Origin of the sequence: Streptomyces sp. NPDC093064, from assembly GCF_044754605.1 — a bacterium.
Taxonomy (GTDB): Bacteria; Actinomycetota; Actinomycetes; order Streptomycetales; family Streptomycetaceae; genus Streptomyces.
Genome location: NZ_JBIVPK010000001.1, coordinates 563619 through 581029 on the forward strand (window position 1 = coordinate 563619; position 17411 = coordinate 581029).

Below are 17411 nucleotides of genomic sequence, written 5' to 3' on the forward strand. Positions count from 1 at the left end.
GCCGGGTCGGGGCGGGAGGGGCCCGGGCGGCTCAGGCGGGTGCGGGTGCGACCGTGATGGCGGGGTGGTTCGGACGGGTGCGGGTATGACGGCCGGGTAGCAGCGTCCGGTCGACGGGCGGCTCAGGCGGGCGCCGGGAAGGGCCTCCCTGTGACGACCGCGGCGATCGTCGTCCCGCGCGGGAAGGCGCCCTCGCCGGCCAGGGTGACCAGGCCGTACAGCAGCTTCGCGACGTAGAGGCGCTCGACGGGGACTCCGTGCCGGGCGGTGAAGTCCTCCGCGAAGGCGTCGAGTCCGGCCGGGACACGGGCGTAGCCGCCGCAGTGGAAGCGCTCGTCGAGCGACCACGTGCCGCGCCGGGCGCCGAAGGCCCGCTCCTGGAGGGCCTCGATGTCCGCCGCCAGGAAGCCGCCCCTGAGGACCGGTATGCCCAGGGCGCGCCGGCCGGGCGCGAGCCCGGCGGCCAGGCCGGCCAGGGTGCCGCCGGTGCCGCAGGCCAGGGCGACGACGTCCGCCTGCTCGCCCAGCTCCTCGCCCAGGGCCCGGCAGCCGCGTACCGCCAGGGCGTTGCTGCCGCCCTCGGGGACCACATGGGCCTCCTCGGCGTCCGCGGCGCGCAGCAGGGCCGCCAGCGTCTCGGGCTCGGCCTTGCGGCGGTACGTCGACCGGTCGGCGAAGTGCAGCCGCATCCCGTCCGCCACGCAACGCGCCAAGGAGGGGTTCAGCGGGCGCCCGGCCAGCTCCTGGCCGCGGACCACGCCGACCGTCGGCAGGCCCAGCAGACGGCCCGCGGCGGCCGTCGCACGCAGGTGGTTGGAGTAGGCGCCGCCGAAGGTCACGACCGTCCGGCCGGCCGCGGCCCGCAGGTTCGGGGCGAGTTTGCGCCACTTGTTGCCGGTCAGCTCCGGGTGGATCAGGTCGTCGCGCTTGAGGAGCAGCCGCAGGCCGTGACGGGAGAAGCGGTCGTCGGCGACCTCCTGGAGGGGCGAGGGCAGCCGGGGGGACAGCGCGGCGAGGCCGGGGGCGGCGGAGCTGGTCACCCGGCCATTGTCCCCGCCCGGCCCGGACGGTGGCACGGCCGCCGAGCTGCCGCGAATCCGCTGGTCACGGAAGGGGGAACCGCCATTTCTGCCCGGGGCGACGGTGATCCATTCCCGCTCTTTCGGGTAATAGCACGACCACGCTCCGTGATGGAAGGCTGGCGCACGCAAATCGATGCACGGCGCCGAGCGTGCCGGGCATGAGCGGGAAGGCAATTCTCTATGTCGGTAGGCGAAGAGGTCCGCACGGAGCAGGACCGGCCGCAGCAGAGCCTCGGCACCGCGGCCGCGCGGAACCTGGCCACCACCACCAAGTCCGTTCCCCAGATGCAGGAGATCAGCTCACGCTGGCTGCTGCGCATGCTGCCCTGGGTCGACGTGCAGGGCGGCACGTACCGGGTGAACCGGCGGCTCACCTACGCCGTCGGCGACGGCCGCATCACCTTCGTGAAGACCGGCGACCGCGTCGAGGTCATCCCGGCCGAACTCGGCGAACTGCCGGCGCTGCGGGGCTATGAGGACGACGACGTGCTCTCGGAGCTGGCCCGGCGCTGCCGCCAGCGTGAGATCGAGGCGGGCCAGGTGATCGCCTCCTTCGGCAGCCAGACCGAGGAGGTGTACCTGCTGGCGCACGGCAGGGTCCAGAAGGTCGGCACCGGCCCCTACGGCGACGACCAGGTCCTCGGCGTCCTCGCCAACGGCGCGTACTTCGGTGAGCAGTCGCTCCTCGACCCGGACGCCATCTGGGAGTACACGGCCCGCGCGGACACCGCGTGCACCGTCCTCGTGCTGTCCCGCCACGACTTCGAACAGGTCGCCGACCGCGCCGAATCACTGCGCACCCACCTCCGGCAGCAGGTCTCGATCCCCGAGCAGGGCGCCAACAAGTACGGGGAGAAGGCGGTCGAACTCGCCGCCGGACACAGCGGTGAGCCGGACATCCCGCACACCTTCGTCGACTACGAGGCCAGCCCCCGCGAGTACGAACTGAGCATCGCGCAGACCGTTCTGCGCATGCACTCGCGCGTGGCCGACCTCTACAACCAGCCGATGAACCAGACGGAGCAGCAACTCCGGCTGACCGTCGAGGCGTTGAAGGAGCGCCAGGAGCACGAGCTGATCAACAACCGCGACTTCGGCCTGCTCCACAACTGCGAGTACGACCAGCGGATCCACCCGCACGACGGCGTGCCGAGCCCCGACGACATGGACGAGCTGCTCAGCCGGCGGCGCGGCACCAAGCTGTTCCTCGCCCATCCGCGCGCGATCGCCGCGTTCGGTCGCGAGCTGAACAAGCGGGGCCTGGTTCCGGAGACCATCGACATGGGGGGAAACCGCATCCCCACCTGGCGCGGTGTGCCGATCTTCCCGTGCAACAAGATCCCGGTCACCGAGGCGCGGACCAGCTCGATCATCGCCCTGCGGACCGGCGAGGACGACCAGGGTGTCATCGGGCTGCGCGCGAAGGGCATCCCCGACGAGATCGAGCCGAGCCTGTCCGTGCGGTTCATGGGCATCAACGAGCAGGCGGTCATCAAGTACCTGGTGACGGCCTACTACTCGGCGGCGGTGCTGGTGCCTGACGCGCTGGGCGTCCTGGAGAACATCGAGGTCGGCCGTTGGCGCTGATCACGCGCGCCGGCTCCCGGTGTCCCGGCCCGCCGGGCCGGGTACACCCGGGGGGTACGCGCCCAGTTCCGGCTGCGGAAACGCCGCCGTCCGCGGTCTCTTCGCGGGGCATCGGATGTGGATCGGATGGTTGAGTTCATGACGGAGACGACGCGTCGCCCGACCGGCGTGCCCCGCCCCGCCGGGGCCAAGTGGCCGACGGGACCCGGCTCCGCCGAGACCCTTCCCCGGCCCGCCGCCGGCGGTGGCACGGGCGGACCGGCGGCTTTCGACGGGCACGACGGGCACGACGCGGCGGTGATCCTCGAACGGTCCCGGGCGTCGGTCGATCCCGAACTGCGGACGGCCGTCGCCTCCCTGCCCGCCGCGATGCGCCGGATCGCGCGCTACCACTTCGGCTGGGAGCACGCGGACGGCAGCCCGGCCGCGGGCAACGGGGGCAAGGCCATCCGTCCGGCACTGGTCCTCACGGCGGCCACCGCGCTCGGCGGGCCGCCCGCGCGGGCGGTGGCGGCGCGGGCCGCGGCGGCGGTGGAGCTGGTCCACAACTTCACGTTGCTGCACGACGACGTGATGGACCGGGACGCCACCCGACGGCACCGGCCCACGGCGTGGACGGTGTTCGGCGAGAACGACGCGATCCTCGCCGGAGACGCGCTCCAGGCGCTGGCCCTGGGGCTGCTCGCCGAGAACCCGCATCCGGCGTCACCGGCCGCCGCCGCCCGGCTCGCGGCCTGCATCGTCGAACTGTGCGAGGGCCAGCGGGCGGACACCGCCCTGGAACGGCGCGCCCCCGGCGAGGTCACGCTCGCCGAGGTGCTCGTCATGGCCGAGGCCAAGACGGGCGCGCTGCTCGGCTGCGCCTGCGCCGTGGGGGCCCTGTACGCGGGAGCGGGTGAGGAGGAGGTCGGGGCGCTGGACGCGTTCGGCCGGCAGGCGGGGCTCGCCTTCCAGCTGATCGACGACGTGATCGGCATATGGGGGGATCCGGCCCGCACCGGGAAACCGGCCGGCGCCGACCTCGCCGCCCGCAAGAAGTCCCTGCCGGTGGTCGCCGCGCTGACCTCCGGCACCCCGGCCGCGGCCGAACTGGCCGAGCTGTACGCCCGGCCCCACCAGCAGGGGGAGGAGGAGCGTATGACGCTGGTGGTGGAGCGGGCCGGCGGCCGGGACTGGGCGCAGGCCCAGGCGGCCGACCGGATGGCCCGGGCCGTGGACGACCTGGCCCGCGCCGTACCGGATCCGGCGAACGCGGGCGGCCTGCTGGCCCTGGCCGAGTTCGTGACCAGACGCACCAGCTGACCGCGCCGGGGAGGATCCCGGAGCCGCCGGGTCCGTACGGCTCCTGACCTCGTACGGCCGCCGGCGGCTCCGGTGCGGCGGTCCCCGCACTGCCCCACGGCGTGCGCGGACCGCCTCTTTCGCTTAGGCTCAACTCCCGTATTCTGAGAGGCACTTGAGCTGAGAGGGCGGAAGATGGGCGTGGGCATCCGGGCGGCGGGGGAAGACGACCGGGAACTGGTCGTGCGGCTGCTGGACGAGGCCTTCCAGGACGACCCGGTCAGCGGCTGGGTCTTCCCGGAGCGGGAGTACCGCCGGACGACCCACCACCGGCTGATGGCCGCCTTCACCGACATCGTGCTCGCCGAGGGCCGGATCGACGTGACCGAGGACGGCACGGCGTGCGCGCTGTGGCTGTCGATGCCGGCGGCCGACGGCGACGGTCCGGACCGCGCGGACGGCGGGGACGGCGGGGACGAGGCCGACGACGCCGTGCGGCTGCGCGAGAGCGTCGACCCGGCGAACGCGCGGGTGGAGGAGATCGCCCGGCTGATGGCCGAGTCGCATCCGGCGGACCGCGCCCACGAGTACCTGTGGATGATCGGCGTCGCACCGGCCCGCCAGGGGGAGGGCCTGGGCAGCGCCCTCGTCCAGCACGTCCTCGACCACTGCGACCGCGAGGGCCTGCCCGCCTATCTGGAGGCCAGCAGCGAGCGCAGCACGAAGCTCTACGAACGTCTGGGCTTCACCTACGCCGACCGCACCCTCGACATCCCGGACGGCCCCCGGATGTGGCCGATGTGGCGTGAACCCGTCACCGGCCGGGACAGGTCCTGACCCCGCGGACCCTCCGGGCTCAGGACCGCTCGTCCCGCGACCGCTCCAGGAAGCGCAGCATGTTCCCGGCCGGATCGCGGAAGGCGCAGTCGCGCACCCCGTACGGCTGGTCCGTCGGCTCCTGGACGACATCGGCGCCGTACTCCTGGACGCGGGCGAAGAGGGCGTCGCAGTCGGCGGTGCTGAAGATGACCCCGCGCAGCATGCCCTTGGCCAGCAGCCGGGCCATGGCCTCCCGGTCGGCGGGGGAGGCGTCCGGATTCGCCGCGGGCGGCTCCAGGACGATCTCCACGTCCGGTTGCAGCGGCGACCCCACGGTGACCCACCGCATCCCCTCGAAACCGACGTCGTTGCGGACTTCCAGCCCCAGCACGTCGCGGTAGAAGGTGAGCGCCTTGTCGTGGTCGTCGACGGCGATGAAGCACTGGCGCAGTTTGAGGTCCATGCCCTCACGCTAGTGCTGCGACCGGAAAGCTTCACCGGCTCGCGACGCCACTAGGCCCTGTCGTCAAATTCCCGCCTGCCCCGCGACGCCTGGCACGCACTCTCGCCACACCGGGCGAAAGCCCAAGTACGTCCAGTACGAGGACTTCCGCCCGGCACGCCGAGAGCACGCACCAGACGCCGCGGAGCCGCCCTTCGGGCGACGACGGGAATGTGACGACAGGACCTAGGGCGCGGGCGGCGGTCCCGCTCGCCTGGGGCGGGTGAAGGTCCGGACCACGCAGGCCGGGATCACGGCCCCGTCGTCGTGCGACCGCGCCCGGTAGGCGCTCGGGGTCTCGCCGACGAGTTCGGTGAACCGCGAGCTGAAGGATCCCAGCGACGTACAGCCCACCGCCAGGCACACCTCCGTCACGCTCATGTCCCCCCGCCTGAGCAGCGCCTTCGCCCGCTCGATACGCCGCGTCATCAGGTACCCGTACGGCGTCTCCCCGTACTCGGCCCGGAAACTGCGCTGGAAGTGCCCCGGCGACATCAGCGCGGTCCGCGCGAGCGCGGCCACGTCCAGCGGCTCGGCGTAGTCACGGTCCATACGGTCACGGGCCCGCCGCAGCCGCACCAGGTCCTCGGGCGTCACTCCGCCAGCATGCCACGCCGGCCGCCGGCCACGTGGCGGGAGAAAAAGACCGCACCCGGGCCGCATGGACGCCGTGTTCGGCGGTCTGCGGGCCGGGTGCGGGCCGGGTGACCGAGCGGTCGAGGAGACCGCGGGTCGGAAAACGTGATCGAAGGTCAGGCCTTCTTGGTCTCCCAGAAGATCTTGTCGATCTGGGCGATGTAGTCCAGCGCCTTCTGGCCCGTGGCCGGGTCGGTCGAGGCCTTGGCGGCGGAGAGGGCCTTCAGCGTGTCGTTGACCAGCTGGTGGAGCTCCGGGTACTTCTCGAAGTGCGGGGGCTTGAAGTAGTCGCTCCACAGCACGGAGACGTGGTGCTTGGCCAGTTCGGCGCGCTGCTCCTTGATGACGGTGGCACGCGTCTGGAAGTGCGGGTCGTCGTTCGCGGCCATCTTCTCCTGGACGGCCTTCACCGACTCCGCCTCGATGCGGGCCTGGGCCGGGTCGTACACACCGCAGGGAAGGTCGCAGTGTGCGCTGACCTTGACCTTGGGGGCAAACAGGCGGGAAAGCATGGAGCCATCCTTCCTCGTGATCGTCTTCTCAGGTGGGACATTACTCCCTGCCAGGTGTGTTTTCGCGAGTGCCCCCTAGGGCTTAGGACAAAAGTCCGGGGTGAGACTGAGACTGGTGGAGGAACGTGACCGGGGAGGTGCCGGGGATGCCGGAGCTGTCGCAGGAGACCGAGGGCAGGGGCGCCGTACTGCCCTTCGGGCTGGCCGAGGTGACCGGGCCGTCCATGGTGCCCACGCTGCACCACGGGGACCGGCTCGTGGTGCAGTACGGCGCCCGGATCCGGCCCGGTGACGTGGTGGTCCTGCGGCATCCGTTCCAGCAGGACCTGCTGGTCGTCAAGCGCGCCTCGGAGCGGCGCGACAGCGGCTGGTGGGTGCTGGGCGACAACGCGTACGCGGGTGGGGACAGCACCGACTACGGGGCTGTGCCCGAGGATCTGGTCCTGGGCAGGGTGCGGTTCCGCTACCGGCCGCGCGGACGCGCTCAGCGCTCGCCGCTGGCGCTGGTGCGCTGGGCGCTGTCGGCGGCCCGGCCCGTGTTCACCGACCGGTCGGCCTCCAGGCGCTTGCGGGCCCGGTAGGCGGCGACGTTCGCGCGGGTCGCGCAGCGGTCGGAGCAGTAGCGGCGCGAGCGGTTGGTGGAGGTGTCCAGGTAGGCGTTGCGGCACGGCGCCGCCTCGCACAGGCCGAGGCGGTCGACGCCGTACTCCGTGAGGTGGAAGGCCAGCCCCATCGCCGCGATCGCCGCGTAGCCGGCGGTCGCGTTGGACGGGTGGTCCGCCAGGTGCATGTGCCACAGCGGGCGGCCGTCGTCGTCGCGGTGGTCGTGTCCCGAGATCTGCGGGCTCACCGGGAACTCCAGCAGCAGGGAGTTCAGCAGGGCCACCGCGAGCGTCTCGTCGCCCTGGTCGGCCGCCTCGAAGACCGAGCGCAGCCGGCCCCGCACCGAGCGGAAGCGCGTGACATCGGCGTCGGCGGCGCGGCGGGCCGCGGAGGAGTTGGCGCCGAACAGGTCCCGGATCGCGTCGACCGAGGTCAGAGTGTCCTTGCCCCGAGCCGGTTCCTCGCTGTTGACGAGCCGTACGGCGTAATCCGAGTAATAGGCCAGTTCCACTTGTAGTCCTTACGGAGGCGCTCTATGGTCGGGGGAGCGGTCGGGTAACAGCCGGCTGGCCTTCAAGGGTATTACGTGGCGTGGGCAGGGAGGGCTGCGATGACGGACACGAGGACGGGCATCACCGCGGAGGGGGCCGACTGGGTCGCCTGGCAGGAGAGCTGGGACCGCCAGCAGGAGTGGTACATGCCCGACCGCGAGGAACGCTTCCGCATCATGCTCGACATGGTCGAGGCGCTCGTCGGCACCGCCCCGCGCGTCCTGGACCTCGCCTGCGGCACCGGCAGCATCACCGCCCGGCTGCTCGCCCGCTTCCCCGGGGCCACCAGCACCGGCGTCGACCTCGACCCGGCGCTGCTCGCCATCGCGCGCGGCACCTTCGACGGCGACGACCGGGTCTCCTTCGTGACCGCGGACCTCAAGAACCCCGACTGGCCGGCGAAACTGCCGTACGACTCCTACGACGCCGTCCTGACCGCCACGGCCCTGCACTGGCTGCACAGCGAACCCCTCGCCGCCCTCTACGGCCGGGTCGCGGAACTCGTCCGCGACGGTGGTGTCTTCATGAACGCGGACCACATGATCGACGAGACCACCCCCAGGATCAACGCGGCCGAACGCGCCCAGCGGCACGCACGCATGGAACAGGCCAAGCGGGCCGGCGCCCTGGACTGGGCCGAGTGGTGGCAGCTGGCCGCCAAGGACCCGGCCCTGGCCGAACCGACGGACCGCCGCTTCGAGATCTACGGCGAGCACGCCGACGGGGACATGCCGTCCGCCGCCTGGCACGCGCGCGTACTGCGCGGCCAGGGCTTCACGGAGGCCCGCCCGGTGTGGTGCTCGCCGTCGGACACACTGCTGCTCGCCCTCAAGTAGGGCTCCCGCGCACCGCACGCGGGAGGGGCGGTACGGGATCCATCCCGTACCGCCCCTCGTCCGTTCTCGTCCCGGCCCTGCTACAGCACCTTCGACAGGAACGACTGCGTGCGCTCGTGCTGCGGGTTCGTCAGGACCTCGCGCGGATGGCCGGATTCCACCACCACGCCCTCGTCCATGAAGACCAGGCTGTCGCCCACCTCGCGGGCGAAGCCCATCTCGTGGGTGACGACGACCATCGTCATGCCGGACTCGGCGAGGTCGCGCATGACGTCGAGGACGTCACCGACCAGTTCCGGGTCGAGCGCCGAGGTCGGCTCGTCGAACAGCATGAGCTTGGGGTCCATGGCCAGGGCGCGGGCGATCGCCACGCGCTGCTGCTGACCGCCGGAGAGCTGCGAGGGGTAGTGCCCCGCCCGGTCGGCCAGGCCCACGCGCTCCAGCAGCTGCACGGCCCGGTCCCTGGCCTCGCCCTTGTTCACACCCTTGACCTGGACCGGCGCCTCGATGACGTTCTCCAGCGCGGTCATGTGCGGGAACAGGTTGAAGCGCTGGAAGACCATGCCGATGTCCCGGCGCTTCAAGGCGACCTCGCGGTCGCGCAGCTCGTACAGCTTGTCGCCCTGCTGGCGGTAGCCGACGAGCTCGCCGTCGACGTACAGCCGGCCCGCGTTGACCTTCTCCAGGTGGTTGATGCAGCGCAGGAACGTCGACTTGCCGGAGCCGGAGGGGCCGATGAGGCAGAACACCTCGCCGGGCCTGACCTCCAGGTCGATGCCCTTGAGCACCTCCACCTGGCCGAAGGACTTGTGGACGCCCTCGGCCTTCACCATCGCGACGCCGGCGTCGCGCACGGTGGTGTCCTGCTTGGTGAGCTTGTCGGTCATGCCGTGACCTTCCTGCTGGAGAAGGACGTCAGGTGCGCCCTGACCTTCTGCCACGGCGTCGGCGGCAGGCTGCGGCTGGAGCCGCGGGCGTAGTACCGCTCGATGTAGTACTGGCCGACGCTCAGCACCGAGGTCATGATCAGGTACCAGGCGGCGGCGAGGAAGTACATCTCCACCGGGGCGCCGGAGACCTGGCCGATGTCCTGGGCGTAGCGGAACAGCTCCGAGAACTGGACGGCCGCCACGAGCGAGGTCGTCTTCAGCATGTTGATGACCTCGTTGCCGGTCGGCGGCACGATCACCCGCATGGCCTGCGGGATGACGATCCGGCGCAGGGTCTTGGAGTGGCTCATGCCCAGCGCGTGGGCGGCCTCCGTCTGGCCCTCGTCGACGGCGAGCAGACCGGCGCGGCAGATCTCCGCCATGTACGCCGCCTCGTTCAGACCCAGGCCGAGCAGCGCCGTCAGGAGCGGCGTCATGAAGTTCGACCAGTAGTCCTTGTAGAACGGCATCAGGTTGATGTACTCGAAGACCAGGCCCAGGTTGAACCACAGGAACAGCTGGACCAGGACCGGGGTGCCGCGGAAGAACCAGATGTAGAACCAGGCGATGGACGAGGTCACCGGGTTCTTCGACAGGCGCATCACCGCCAGGATGATGCCGCCGACGATGCCGATCACCATCGACAGGACCGTCAGCAGGAGGGTCTTGCCGACGCCGGTGATGATCCGGTCGTCGAAGAAGTAGTCCGGAACCGCGTGCCAGTTGATCTTGCCCTGGCCGAACGCGTAGATGATCGCGACCAGAATCGCGATCGCGACGGCGGCGGTGAGGTACCGCCCGTAGTGCCGGACCGGAATGGCCTTGATGGCCTGCGGTCCGGCCGGGGGCGTGTCCTTGGTCCCCGCCGTCTTGTCGATGTCAGCAGTCACGGGTGTCGCCTCTCAGCGGCTGCTCGGCGCGGTCACTTGCCGCCGTTGATGACGGATTCCTTCACGGCACCGTCCTGGACGCCCCACTTCTCCAGGATCTTCTCGTACTCGCCGTTCTGGATGATCGCGTTCACCGCGGCCTGGAGCGCGTCGCGCAGCTGGGTGTTCGCCTTGCTGACGGCGATACCGTACGGGGCGGCCTGGACCTGCGGGCCGACGACCTCGAAGTCGTTGCCGCCGCCGGAGGTCTTCACCGCGTACGCGGCGACCGGGAAGTCGGAGGAGACCGCGTCCGCGCCGCCCGAGCGCAGACGGGTCTGGGCCTGCTGGTCGTCGTCGAACGGCTCGATGGTGAGCTTCTTGTTGGCCGGGCACTTCTTCGCCTCGGACTTCGCGAGGTCCTCCGAGACGGTGCCGCGCTCCAGGGCGATCTTCTTGCCGCACAGGTCGGACCAGCTGTTGATGCCCTTGGTGTCGCCCTTGCGGGTGTAGATCGAGACACCGGCCGTCAGGTAGTCGACGAAGTCGACGCCCTCGCCGACCTTCTTGCCCGTGCTCGGGTCGATGCCGTCCTGACGGCTCTTGTTGTCCGTCATGGCCGACATCGCGATGTCGTAGCGGTTGGACCGCAGACCGGTGAGCAGGGCGTCGAAGGTGCCGTTCTCGAAGTCGAAGGTCACCCCGAGCTGCTTGCCCAGGGCGGCCGCGACGTCGGGGTCGAGGCCGACGACGTTGCCGGACTTGTCCTTGAACTCGACCGGCGCGTACGCGATGTCGGAGCCGACCTTGACGGTGCCCTTTTCGCGGATCTGGGCCGGGAGCTTGTCGGCCAGCGGGGCCGTCTTCGCCGAGCCGCTGCCCGACGGCTCCTTCTTGTCCTTGGTCTGGTCGCCGCAGCCGGTGAGGATCAGGGCGCCGGTGACCACGATCGCACCGACCGCAGCTAGCCGGGAGTGCGCGGCGGTCGTACGACGGGTGGAGCGTGCGGTCATTGTGGTTCCTCCGGCTGATGGATGGAGCTGCCGACGGGGCGACGAGAACACACACCTTCGGGTGTTGCGACCTCGTGTGATTGACCGCATCTTGCCATTGGGGCTGCGCCAATCAGGGGAGTCGCCATGTCAAAATCGGATAACGGGTGACCCCCGAACCGCGCGGAGCGGCTTCGGCAAAGCCGGACCATCTGCGGGAATGCCTTCTTTCGGCCGGAAGACCTTCGGCCCGTCTCAGGATGCGGTCTGCCGGGACATGGTGTTTGAGTGCAGTTGCGGCTTTGTCGGGCAATCGACGACGAGTTGTCCCCATATTGGGCCAAGTGCCGCGCCTCCGTCATGTGACCTCGACGTTATGGACTCGTCGTTGACGCCGGTCGTCCGGTAAGAAGGTTCTCTACACCCCTCATCCGGGGCTCGGACGCGTGTGCGGCGCGCCCGTCGCGTAGAGGACCGAAGGCATCACTCACGGTCCGTGCGCGGTCCCGCCCGCTCCTCACCAGGAGCGGCAACCCTCAAACCATGAACACTTTAAGGGGTAAAACGAAGTGGCAGCGGAGATCGTCAATCCTCGCAGCGACAGCGGTACGGATCAGGACGGCGGGGCTGAGCCGCTCGATTCCTTCGATCCGGCCTTCGCGCTGCACCGCGGCGGCAAGATGGCCGTGCAGGCCACCGTGCCCGTCCGCGACAAGGACGACCTGTCCCTGGCGTACACGCCCGGCGTCGCGCGCGTGTGCTCCGCCATCGCGGAGCAGCCGGAACTGGTCCACGACTACACGTGGAAGTCGTCCGTGGTCGCCGTCGTGACCGACGGCACGGCCGTACTGGGGCTCGGTGACATCGGCCCCGAAGCCTCCCTCCCGGTGATGGAGGGCAAGGCGATCCTGTTCAAGCAGTTCGGCGGCGTGGACGCGGTGCCGATCGCGCTGAACTGCACCGACGTCGACGAGATCGTCGAGACCGTGGTGCGCCTCGCGCCGTCCTTCGGCGGCGTGAACCTGGAGGACATCTCGGCCCCCCGGTGCTTCGAGATCGAGCGCAGGCTCCAGGAGCGTCTGGACATCCCGGTCTTCCACGACGACCAGCACGGCACGGCGGTCGTGACCCTCGCGGCGCTGCGCAACGCGGCCCGGCTGAGCGGGCGGGCGATCGGGGACCTGCGGGCCGTCATCTCGGGCGCGGGCGCGGCCGGTGTGGCCATCGCCAAGATGCTGATCCAGGCCGGCATCGGCGATGTCGCGGTCGCCGACCGCAAGGGCGTGGTGTCGGCCGACCGCACGGACCTGACGCAGGTCAAGCGCGAGGTGGCCGAGTTCACCAACAAGGCCGGCATCAGCGGTTCCCTGGAGGGCGCGCTGGCCGGCGCCGACGTCTTCATCGGCGTCTCGGGCGGCACGGTACCGGAGAAGGCCGTGGCGTCGATGGCCGAGGGCGCGTTCGTGTTCGCCATGGCCAACCCGAACCCCGAGGTGCACCCCGAGGTCGCGCACAAGTACGCGGCGGTTGTGGCGACCGGGCGCTCGGACTTCCCCAACCAGATCAACAACGTTCTGGCCTTCCCCGGCATCTTCGCGGGCGCGCTCCAGGTGCGGGCGTCCCGGATCACCGAGGGAATGAAGATCGCGGCGGCCGAGGCGCTCGCCGGGGTCGTCGGGGACGACCTCGCCGCCGACTACGTGATCCCCTCGCCGTTCGACGAGCGGGTGGCCCCGGCCGTGACCGCGGCGGTGGCCGCCGCGGCCCGCGCCGAAGGCGTGGCGCGTCGCTGAGCCGACCCGAACGGCCCCGTCCCCCGAGGACGGGGCCGTTTCCTTTTCTCCTCCTGCCCGGTGCTCTCCTGCCTGGCAAGAGGGTGAGCGTCACAGAGGCGCGTGGTTCCGCCGGCCGGAGCGCACCCCTATGGTCAAGGTCATGTTCGCTGTCTACGCCGCCCGAATCGACCGCGACCAGCCGCTGAGCGGCCTGGAGTCGGGGGAGCGCCCCGCCCCCGGGACCCGACCCGGCTGGAGCACGGTCAACGTCAGGGCCGCCTCACTGAACCACCACGACCTCTGGTCGCTGAGGGGGGTGGGGCTGTCCGAGGACAAGCTGCCCATGATCCTCGGCTGCGACGCCGCCGGCGTCGACGAGGACGGCAACGAGGTCGTCCTGCACTCCGTGATCGGACAGAGCGGGTACGGGGTCGGGCCCGGGGAGCCCCGGTCCATCCTCACCGAGCGCTACCAGGGCACCTTCGCCGAACAGGTGGCCGTGCCGACCTGGAACGTCCTGCCCAAGCCCAAGGAGCTCTCCTTCGAGGAGGCCGCCTGCCTGCCCACGGCCTGGCTCACGGCGTACCGCATGCTCTTCACCAACGCCGGAGTGCGTCCCGGCGACTCCGTACTCGTCCAGGGAGCCGGCGGCGGTGTCGCCACGGCCGCGATCGTGCTCGGCAAGGCGGCCGGGCTGCGGGTGTTCGCCACCAGCCGGGACGAGGCCAAGCGCAGGCGCGCGGTGGAGCTGGGCGCCGTGGAGGCGCTGGAGCCGGGAGCGCGGTTGCCGCAGCGGGTGGACGCGGTGATCGAGACCGTCGGCGCGGCCACCTGGTCGCATTCGGTCAAGTCGCTGCGGCCCGGCGGCACGATCGTCATCTCCGGGGCCACGAGCGGCGACCGGCCGTCCCACGCCGAGCTGACGCGCATCTTCTTCCTGGAGCTGAAGGTCGTCGGCTCGACCATGGGCACCAAGGACGAACTGGAGGACCTGCTGTCCTTCTGTGCTGCCACCGGGGTCCGTCCCGTCATCGACGAGGTGCTGCCGCTCGACCGGGCCCGCGAGGGCTTCGAGCGGCTGGAGTCGGGCGGCCACTTCGGCAAGGTCGTGCTCACCACCTCCTGACTCTCGCCACCTGTTCTCCGAACGGCGGGCCCGGGCGTCTTCCGGGCCCGCCGTTCGTCTGCCCGCGCCCAGGGCGTCTCCGGCCCCTCGAATGTCTCCGACCCCCGGATATGTCAACCATGGTTGACGGGTCCCGGTGTGTCAATGTAGGTTGACAGCATGACCGAAGCAACGGATCTCGCCGAGCGCGCCGGCGACCGCGATCCCCGAGTCGGGCTGCGGGCTGTCGCCGCGCTGCGCCGGCTGCTCGAGCAGCTGGAGGCGGTACAGGTGCGCAGTGCGCGCAACCAGGGCTGGTCGTGGCAGGAGATCGCCGCCGGGCTCGGAGTGAGCAGGCAGGCCGTGCACAAGAAGTACGGGAGGCAGTGATGTTCGAACGGTTCACGAAGGACGCCCGGGCCGTGGTGCGGGGGGCGGTGGAGTACGCCGAGGACGCGGGAGCGCAGTCTGTGGACGCCGAGCACCTGCTGCTCGCCCTGCTCGACCGCGAGGGCAGCCGTGGGTCCTTCGCGCTGGCGGCGCTGGGGCTCGACGAGCGCGGGGAGCCCGTGCGGCAGGCGCTGCACGACGCGCGGCGGCGCGCGGGCCTGTCCCGGGCCGACACCGACGCCCTCGCGGACCTGGGCATCGACGTCTCCGAGATCGTCTCCCGGGTGGAGGAGACGCACGGTGTTGGGGCGATGTCCGGCGACCGGCAGGGCAAGGGTGCCTGGCCGGGCCGCCGCGCCTTCGGCCGGAGCGCCAAGGACACGCTCGAAAAGGCCCTGCGCTCGGCAATGGCCCACCACGACCGGCACATCGGCGACGAGCACATCCTCCTCGCGCTGACCGTCCGCCCGGGCGTGCCCGCCGAGGCCCTCGCCGACCACGGTGTGACCTACGAGTCGGTGACCCGCGTGCTGTACGGCGGGGGACAGGCGCGGGCGGCCGGTTGAGTCGAGGGGCGGCCGCCCGAGTGGGCCGGCGGGCGGCCGTCAGACCTTCGGGCGGTGCAGGAGCGAGGCGATGTGGGCCGCCGCCGTGGACAGATGGCGGCGGGTCTCACGGAGCTGGTCGGCGGTGATGCCGTTGTCCCGGGCCGTGTCGCGGATGTCGTCGCGGAAGCGGTCCAGCAGGCGGTCCAGGTCGCGGGCCGGATCGCCGGTGAGGTCCTCGTGCGCCCAGGCCGGTTCGTAGTCGGCCGGGAAGTCCTCCGGGGTCGTGGAGTACTCGGGGCGGGCCGTCGTGCGGCCCACGTAGTCCTTGCCGAAGTCGCCGAACTCCTTGGCCAGTTCGGTCAGGCCCTCGCGCACCCCCGTGGGCCAGTCGCCCCGGTTGAAGTGGTCCTGCACCTGCTCCTGGACCCGCTTGGCGATGCGCTGCAACTCCTCCTGCGCCTGGGTCCGCGCCTGCTCCTGCGCCTCCTTCGCCTGCCGCCGGGCCCGCTGGGCCTCGTCGCGCGCCCTGCGGCTCTCTTCCTTCGCGCGCCGCGCCTGCTCCTTCCACTCCTGCTTGACGCGCCGCATCTCCTCCTTGGCGGCCTGCCAGGCCTCCTTGTCGTCGGCCTTGACGTGCTCTCCGTACTCTCCGCGTTCCCCGGCGCCCTCCCGGGCCTGGGACGCCGCCACGCGCATCTCGCGCCGCAGATCGCCCGCGGCGCCGCGCACATCGGCGCGGATCTCCGCGGCGAGTTCGGCGACGGACTCGCGGATCTCCAGTTCCAGGTCGGCCAGTTCACCACTGCGGTCGGCCAGTTCGGCGCGGCCCGCGTCCGTGATCGCGTACACCTTGCGGCCGCCCTCGGTGGTGTGCGTGACCAGGCCCTCGGCCTCCAGCTTGGCCAGCCGCGGATACACCGTGCCCGCCGAGGGGGCGTACAGGCCCTGGAAGCGCTCCTCCAGCAGCCGGATCACCTCGTAGCCGTGGCGCGGGGCCTCGTCGAGCAGCTTGAGCAGGTAGAGGCGCAGGCGGCCGTGGGCGAAGACGGGAGGCATGTCAGAACACCTTCTTGTCGGTCGTGCCATTGCCGGTACCGCCGCTGGAATCCCCGGCCGGGCGGGCGTCCCGCGACTCCGCCTCCCACGGTCCGTCCTCCGCCGGCGGGCGCCGCAGCAGCGCGATGGAGCCGGAGACGGTGGTCGCCTTCAGCCGGCCGTTGCCCGCGCCGAGGCGGCCGGTGATCCGCTTGGCACCCCACTGGCCGCTGACCTTGAGGTCCTCGAAGGCGTTGGACACCGTCCCGCTCGCGGTGTTCGCGTCCACCTGCGCGTCCGCCGGGTGGGGGAGCCGGATGGCGATCTCGCCGGAGACGCTGGTCAGGCTGACGTCGGTGGGGCCGCCCGTCGGGTCGAGGTCGACGATCATCGACCCGCTCACCGAGTCCGCTTTGACCGAGGGACCGGCGCCGTCGACCACCGTCAGGTCGCCCGAGACCGAGTTGAACCGCAGATCACCGGAGAGGGCCTGCGCCTCCACGTTCCCCGACACGGTGTCCGCGCGCACCGGGCCCGTCAGGCCCACCAGGGTGGTGTCCCCGGAGACGCCCTTGACCTCCGCGCGTCCGTCGATCCCCGAGACCGTCGCGCCGGCACCGACCACGCCCAGCTCCACGCGCGCGCTTGCCGGAACGGTCACGGAGACCACGGCGCTGCGCCGCCAGCCCTTGCTGTCCAGCCACTTGAGGAAGCCCTTCCAGGGCAGGTCCTCGTACGCCACCGTCAGCGTCCCGCCCTGCTGGGTGACGATCAGGGGCGGCCCCTCGATCTCCGAGACCTCCAGGCGGGCCGGGCCCTCGTCGGCACCCACGACGTTCACCGCTCCGTGCACGATGCGGACGTTGAGTGCGGTCACCGGCTCGTCGAAGGTGAGCTTCCTGGGCTCACCGACGGACCATTCGGACATGGTGCAGACCTCCCCGGACGGGACGCGACACGCCATATCGCGTCGCCTGCTATCCACGATATATCGCGTTCACGGGAAGTCAAGACACTCGTTCCGGTGAGGCAGGGGCAGGTCCCCTGAAAAGCGAACAGGGCACCCCCTCAAGGGGGCGCCCTGCACCGAACGGACGTCGGTCCCTACTCGTCGTCCTCGTCGTCCTCGTCGTCCAGCCGGGCCAGCCAGGTCGCCAGCCGCTCCACCGGCACCTCGAAGTCCGGATTCAGGTCGACGAAGGTCCGCAGCTGCTCGGCCAGCCACTCGAAGGTGACCTCCTCCTCGCCCCGCCGCTTCTCCAGCTCTTCGATGCCACGGTCTGTGAAGTACATGTGGTCAAGGATAGGTGCGCCGAAACGACCGGGCCGCACCCCCGTTCAGGGGGTGCGGCCCGGTCA

20 protein-coding genes are annotated in these 17411 nt (G+C 71.1%); 9 read left to right on the forward strand and 11 right to left on the reverse strand.

Annotation, left to right across the window (positions count from 1 at the left end; translation table 11 throughout):
- Nucleotides 1-122: 122 nt before the first annotated feature.
- Nucleotides 123-1040: a pyridoxal-phosphate dependent enzyme gene (locus ACIQFZ_RS02525; RefSeq protein WP_365434143.1), complete on the reverse strand. Its 918-nt coding sequence runs from the start codon at nucleotides 1038-1040 to the stop codon at nucleotides 123-125.
- 222 nt (nucleotides 1041-1262) lie between these two features.
- Here ACIQFZ_RS02525 and ACIQFZ_RS02530 point away from each other — a divergent pair, with 222 nt between their 5' ends.
- From ACIQFZ_RS02530 to ACIQFZ_RS02540, 3 genes are all read left to right on the forward strand, one after another.
- Nucleotides 1263-2669 (forward strand): family 2B encapsulin nanocompartment shell protein, encoded by a 1407-nt coding sequence (locus ACIQFZ_RS02530; RefSeq protein WP_402690422.1) that lies wholly within the window; start codon nucleotides 1263-1265, stop codon nucleotides 2667-2669.
- A gap of 126 nt (nucleotides 2670-2795) precedes the next feature.
- A complete protein-coding gene (locus tag ACIQFZ_RS02535) occupies nucleotides 2796-3971 on the forward strand; it encodes a family 2 encapsulin nanocompartment cargo protein polyprenyl transferase (RefSeq protein ID WP_402690423.1) in 1176 nt (391 codons plus the stop codon).
- A 174-nt stretch (nucleotides 3972-4145) separates the two neighbouring features.
- Nucleotides 4146-4787 carry a GNAT family N-acetyltransferase gene (locus ACIQFZ_RS02540; protein ID WP_402690424.1) on the forward strand — a complete coding sequence of 214 codons (642 nt, stop codon included), beginning with the start codon at nucleotides 4146-4148 and terminating at the stop codon, nucleotides 4785-4787.
- A gap of 19 nt (nucleotides 4788-4806) precedes the next feature.
- On the opposite strand, the gene ACIQFZ_RS02545 is transcribed toward ACIQFZ_RS02540, so the two are convergent.
- The 3 genes from ACIQFZ_RS02545 to sodN form a co-directional block, all read right to left on the reverse strand.
- A complete protein-coding gene (locus ACIQFZ_RS02545; RefSeq protein ID WP_365438129.1) occupies nucleotides 4807-5232 on the reverse strand; it encodes a VOC family protein in 426 nt (141 codons plus the stop codon).
- A 225-nt stretch (nucleotides 5233-5457) separates the two neighbouring features.
- Entirely contained in the window at nucleotides 5458-5868 is a 411-nt protein-coding gene (locus ACIQFZ_RS02550) for a helix-turn-helix transcriptional regulator (protein ID WP_365428602.1), read from the reverse strand.
- 155 nt (nucleotides 5869-6023) lie between these two features.
- Nucleotides 6024-6419, reverse strand: coding sequence for a superoxide dismutase, Ni (gene sodN / locus ACIQFZ_RS02555; protein WP_069765939.1), 396 nt, complete (start codon nucleotides 6417-6419; stop codon nucleotides 6024-6026).
- Nucleotides 6420-6565: 146 nt separating this feature from the next.
- Between sodN and sodX the strand changes: the two genes are divergently transcribed.
- A complete protein-coding gene (gene sodX / locus ACIQFZ_RS02560; RefSeq protein WP_402690425.1) occupies nucleotides 6566-7000 on the forward strand; it encodes a nickel-type superoxide dismutase maturation protease in 435 nt (144 codons plus the stop codon).
- Here sodX and ACIQFZ_RS02565 read toward each other — a convergent pair.
- On the reverse strand, nucleotides 6904-7533 hold the full coding sequence (locus ACIQFZ_RS02565; protein ID WP_383057062.1) for a CGNR zinc finger domain-containing protein: 630 nt from the start codon (nucleotides 7531-7533) through the stop codon (nucleotides 6904-6906). The genes sodX and ACIQFZ_RS02565 overlap by 97 nt on opposite strands.
- 99 nt (nucleotides 7534-7632) lie before the next feature.
- On the opposite strand from ACIQFZ_RS02565, the gene ACIQFZ_RS02570 reads away from it, so the two are divergent.
- Nucleotides 7633-8409 (forward strand): class I SAM-dependent methyltransferase, encoded by a 777-nt coding sequence (locus ACIQFZ_RS02570; protein WP_365428595.1) that lies wholly within the window; start codon nucleotides 7633-7635, stop codon nucleotides 8407-8409.
- A gap of 80 nt (nucleotides 8410-8489) precedes the next feature.
- Here the strand turns inward: ACIQFZ_RS02570 and ACIQFZ_RS02575 are convergent, their stop codons facing one another.
- From ACIQFZ_RS02575 to ACIQFZ_RS02585, 3 genes are read right to left on the reverse strand one after another with little or no spacing between them, the layout of a single operon-like run.
- Entirely contained in the window at nucleotides 8490-9242 is a 753-nt protein-coding gene (locus tag ACIQFZ_RS02575; RefSeq protein WP_365428604.1) for an amino acid ABC transporter ATP-binding protein, read from the reverse strand.
- Between the two features lie 50 nt (nucleotides 9243-9292).
- Nucleotides 9293-10228: an amino acid ABC transporter permease gene (locus tag ACIQFZ_RS02580; RefSeq protein ID WP_361414539.1), complete on the reverse strand. Its 936-nt coding sequence runs from the start codon at nucleotides 10226-10228 to the stop codon at nucleotides 9293-9295.
- A 32-nt stretch (nucleotides 10229-10260) separates the two neighbouring features.
- Nucleotides 10261-11220 carry an ABC transporter substrate-binding protein gene (locus ACIQFZ_RS02585; RefSeq protein ID WP_383057064.1) on the reverse strand — a complete coding sequence of 320 codons (960 nt, stop codon included), beginning with the start codon at nucleotides 11218-11220 and terminating at the stop codon, nucleotides 10261-10263.
- Nucleotides 11221-11768: 548 nt separating this feature from the next.
- Here ACIQFZ_RS02585 and ACIQFZ_RS02590 point away from each other — a divergent pair.
- From ACIQFZ_RS02590 to ACIQFZ_RS02605, 4 genes are all read left to right on the forward strand, one after another.
- Entirely contained in the window at nucleotides 11769-12992 is a 1224-nt protein-coding gene (locus ACIQFZ_RS02590) for an NADP-dependent malic enzyme (protein WP_365428590.1), read from the forward strand.
- Between the two features lie 142 nt (nucleotides 12993-13134).
- On the forward strand, nucleotides 13135-14100 hold the full coding sequence (locus ACIQFZ_RS02595) for a zinc-binding dehydrogenase (RefSeq protein ID WP_383057065.1): 966 nt from the start codon (nucleotides 13135-13137) through the stop codon (nucleotides 14098-14100).
- Nucleotides 14101-14259: 159 nt separating this feature from the next.
- Nucleotides 14260-14469, forward strand: coding sequence for a helix-turn-helix domain-containing protein (locus tag ACIQFZ_RS02600; protein ID WP_365428584.1), 210 nt, complete (start codon nucleotides 14260-14262; stop codon nucleotides 14467-14469).
- Entirely contained in the window at nucleotides 14469-15035 is a 567-nt protein-coding gene (locus tag ACIQFZ_RS02605) for a Clp protease N-terminal domain-containing protein (protein ID WP_402690426.1), read from the forward strand. The genes ACIQFZ_RS02600 and ACIQFZ_RS02605 overlap by 1 nt, the downstream gene beginning before the upstream one ends.
- A 39-nt stretch (nucleotides 15036-15074) precedes the next feature.
- On the opposite strand, the gene ACIQFZ_RS02610 is transcribed toward ACIQFZ_RS02605, so the two are convergent.
- The 3 genes from ACIQFZ_RS02610 to ACIQFZ_RS02620 form a co-directional block, all read right to left on the reverse strand.
- A complete protein-coding gene (locus ACIQFZ_RS02610; RefSeq protein ID WP_402690427.1) occupies nucleotides 15075-16073 on the reverse strand; it encodes a helix-turn-helix transcriptional regulator in 999 nt (332 codons plus the stop codon).
- A gap of 1 nt (nucleotide 16074) precedes the next feature.
- Nucleotides 16075-16980, reverse strand: coding sequence for a DUF4097 family beta strand repeat-containing protein (locus ACIQFZ_RS02615; RefSeq protein WP_365776594.1), 906 nt, complete (start codon nucleotides 16978-16980; stop codon nucleotides 16075-16077).
- A gap of 176 nt (nucleotides 16981-17156) precedes the next feature.
- Nucleotides 17157-17345, reverse strand: coding sequence for a DUF6104 family protein (locus ACIQFZ_RS02620; protein WP_030597201.1), 189 nt, complete (start codon nucleotides 17343-17345; stop codon nucleotides 17157-17159).
- Between the last annotated feature and the right edge of the window lie 66 nt (nucleotides 17346-17411).

Excerpts from the sequence above, each read along its gene's own strand:
- ACIQFZ_RS02620 (WP_030597201.1), bottom strand. The coding sequence starts at position 17,345 with ATGTACTTCACAGACCGTGGCATCGAAGAGCTGGAGAAGCGGCGGGGC.
- sodX (WP_402690425.1), top strand. The coding sequence starts at position 6,566 with ATGCCGGAGCTGTCGCAGGAGACCGAGGGCAGGGGCGCCGTACTGCCC.
- ACIQFZ_RS02530 (WP_402690422.1), top strand. The coding sequence starts at position 1,263 with ATGTCGGTAGGCGAAGAGGTCCGCACGGAGCAGGACCGGCCGCAGCAG.
- ACIQFZ_RS02615 (WP_365776594.1), bottom strand. The coding sequence starts at position 16,980 with ATGTCCGAATGGTCCGTCGGTGAGCCCAGGAAGCTCACCTTCGACGAG.
- ACIQFZ_RS02545 (WP_365438129.1), bottom strand. The coding sequence starts at position 5,232 with ATGGACCTCAAACTGCGCCAGTGCTTCATCGCCGTCGACGACCACGAC.
- ACIQFZ_RS02605 (WP_402690426.1), top strand. The coding sequence starts at position 14,469 with ATGTTCGAACGGTTCACGAAGGACGCCCGGGCCGTGGTGCGGGGGGCG.
- ACIQFZ_RS02585 (WP_383057064.1), bottom strand. The coding sequence starts at position 11,220 with ATGACCGCACGCTCCACCCGTCGTACGACCGCCGCGCACTCCCGGCTA.
- ACIQFZ_RS02610 (WP_402690427.1), bottom strand. The coding sequence starts at position 16,073 with ATGCCTCCCGTCTTCGCCCACGGCCGCCTGCGCCTCTACCTGCTCAAG.
- sodN (WP_069765939.1), bottom strand. The coding sequence starts at position 6,419 with ATGCTTTCCCGCCTGTTTGCCCCCAAGGTCAAGGTCAGCGCACACTGC.
- ACIQFZ_RS02595 (WP_383057065.1), top strand. The coding sequence starts at position 13,135 with ATGTTCGCTGTCTACGCCGCCCGAATCGACCGCGACCAGCCGCTGAGC.
- ACIQFZ_RS02600 (WP_365428584.1), top strand. The coding sequence starts at position 14,260 with ATGACCGAAGCAACGGATCTCGCCGAGCGCGCCGGCGACCGCGATCCC.
- ACIQFZ_RS02570 (WP_365428595.1), top strand. The coding sequence starts at position 7,633 with ATGACGGACACGAGGACGGGCATCACCGCGGAGGGGGCCGACTGGGTC.
- ACIQFZ_RS02575 (WP_365428604.1), bottom strand. The coding sequence starts at position 9,242 with ATGGTGAAGGCCGAGGGCGTCCACAAGTCCTTCGGCCAGGTGGAGGTG.
- ACIQFZ_RS02535 (WP_402690423.1), top strand. The coding sequence starts at position 2,796 with ATGGTTGAGTTCATGACGGAGACGACGCGTCGCCCGACCGGCGTGCCC.
- ACIQFZ_RS02540 (WP_402690424.1), top strand. The coding sequence starts at position 4,146 with ATGGGCGTGGGCATCCGGGCGGCGGGGGAAGACGACCGGGAACTGGTC.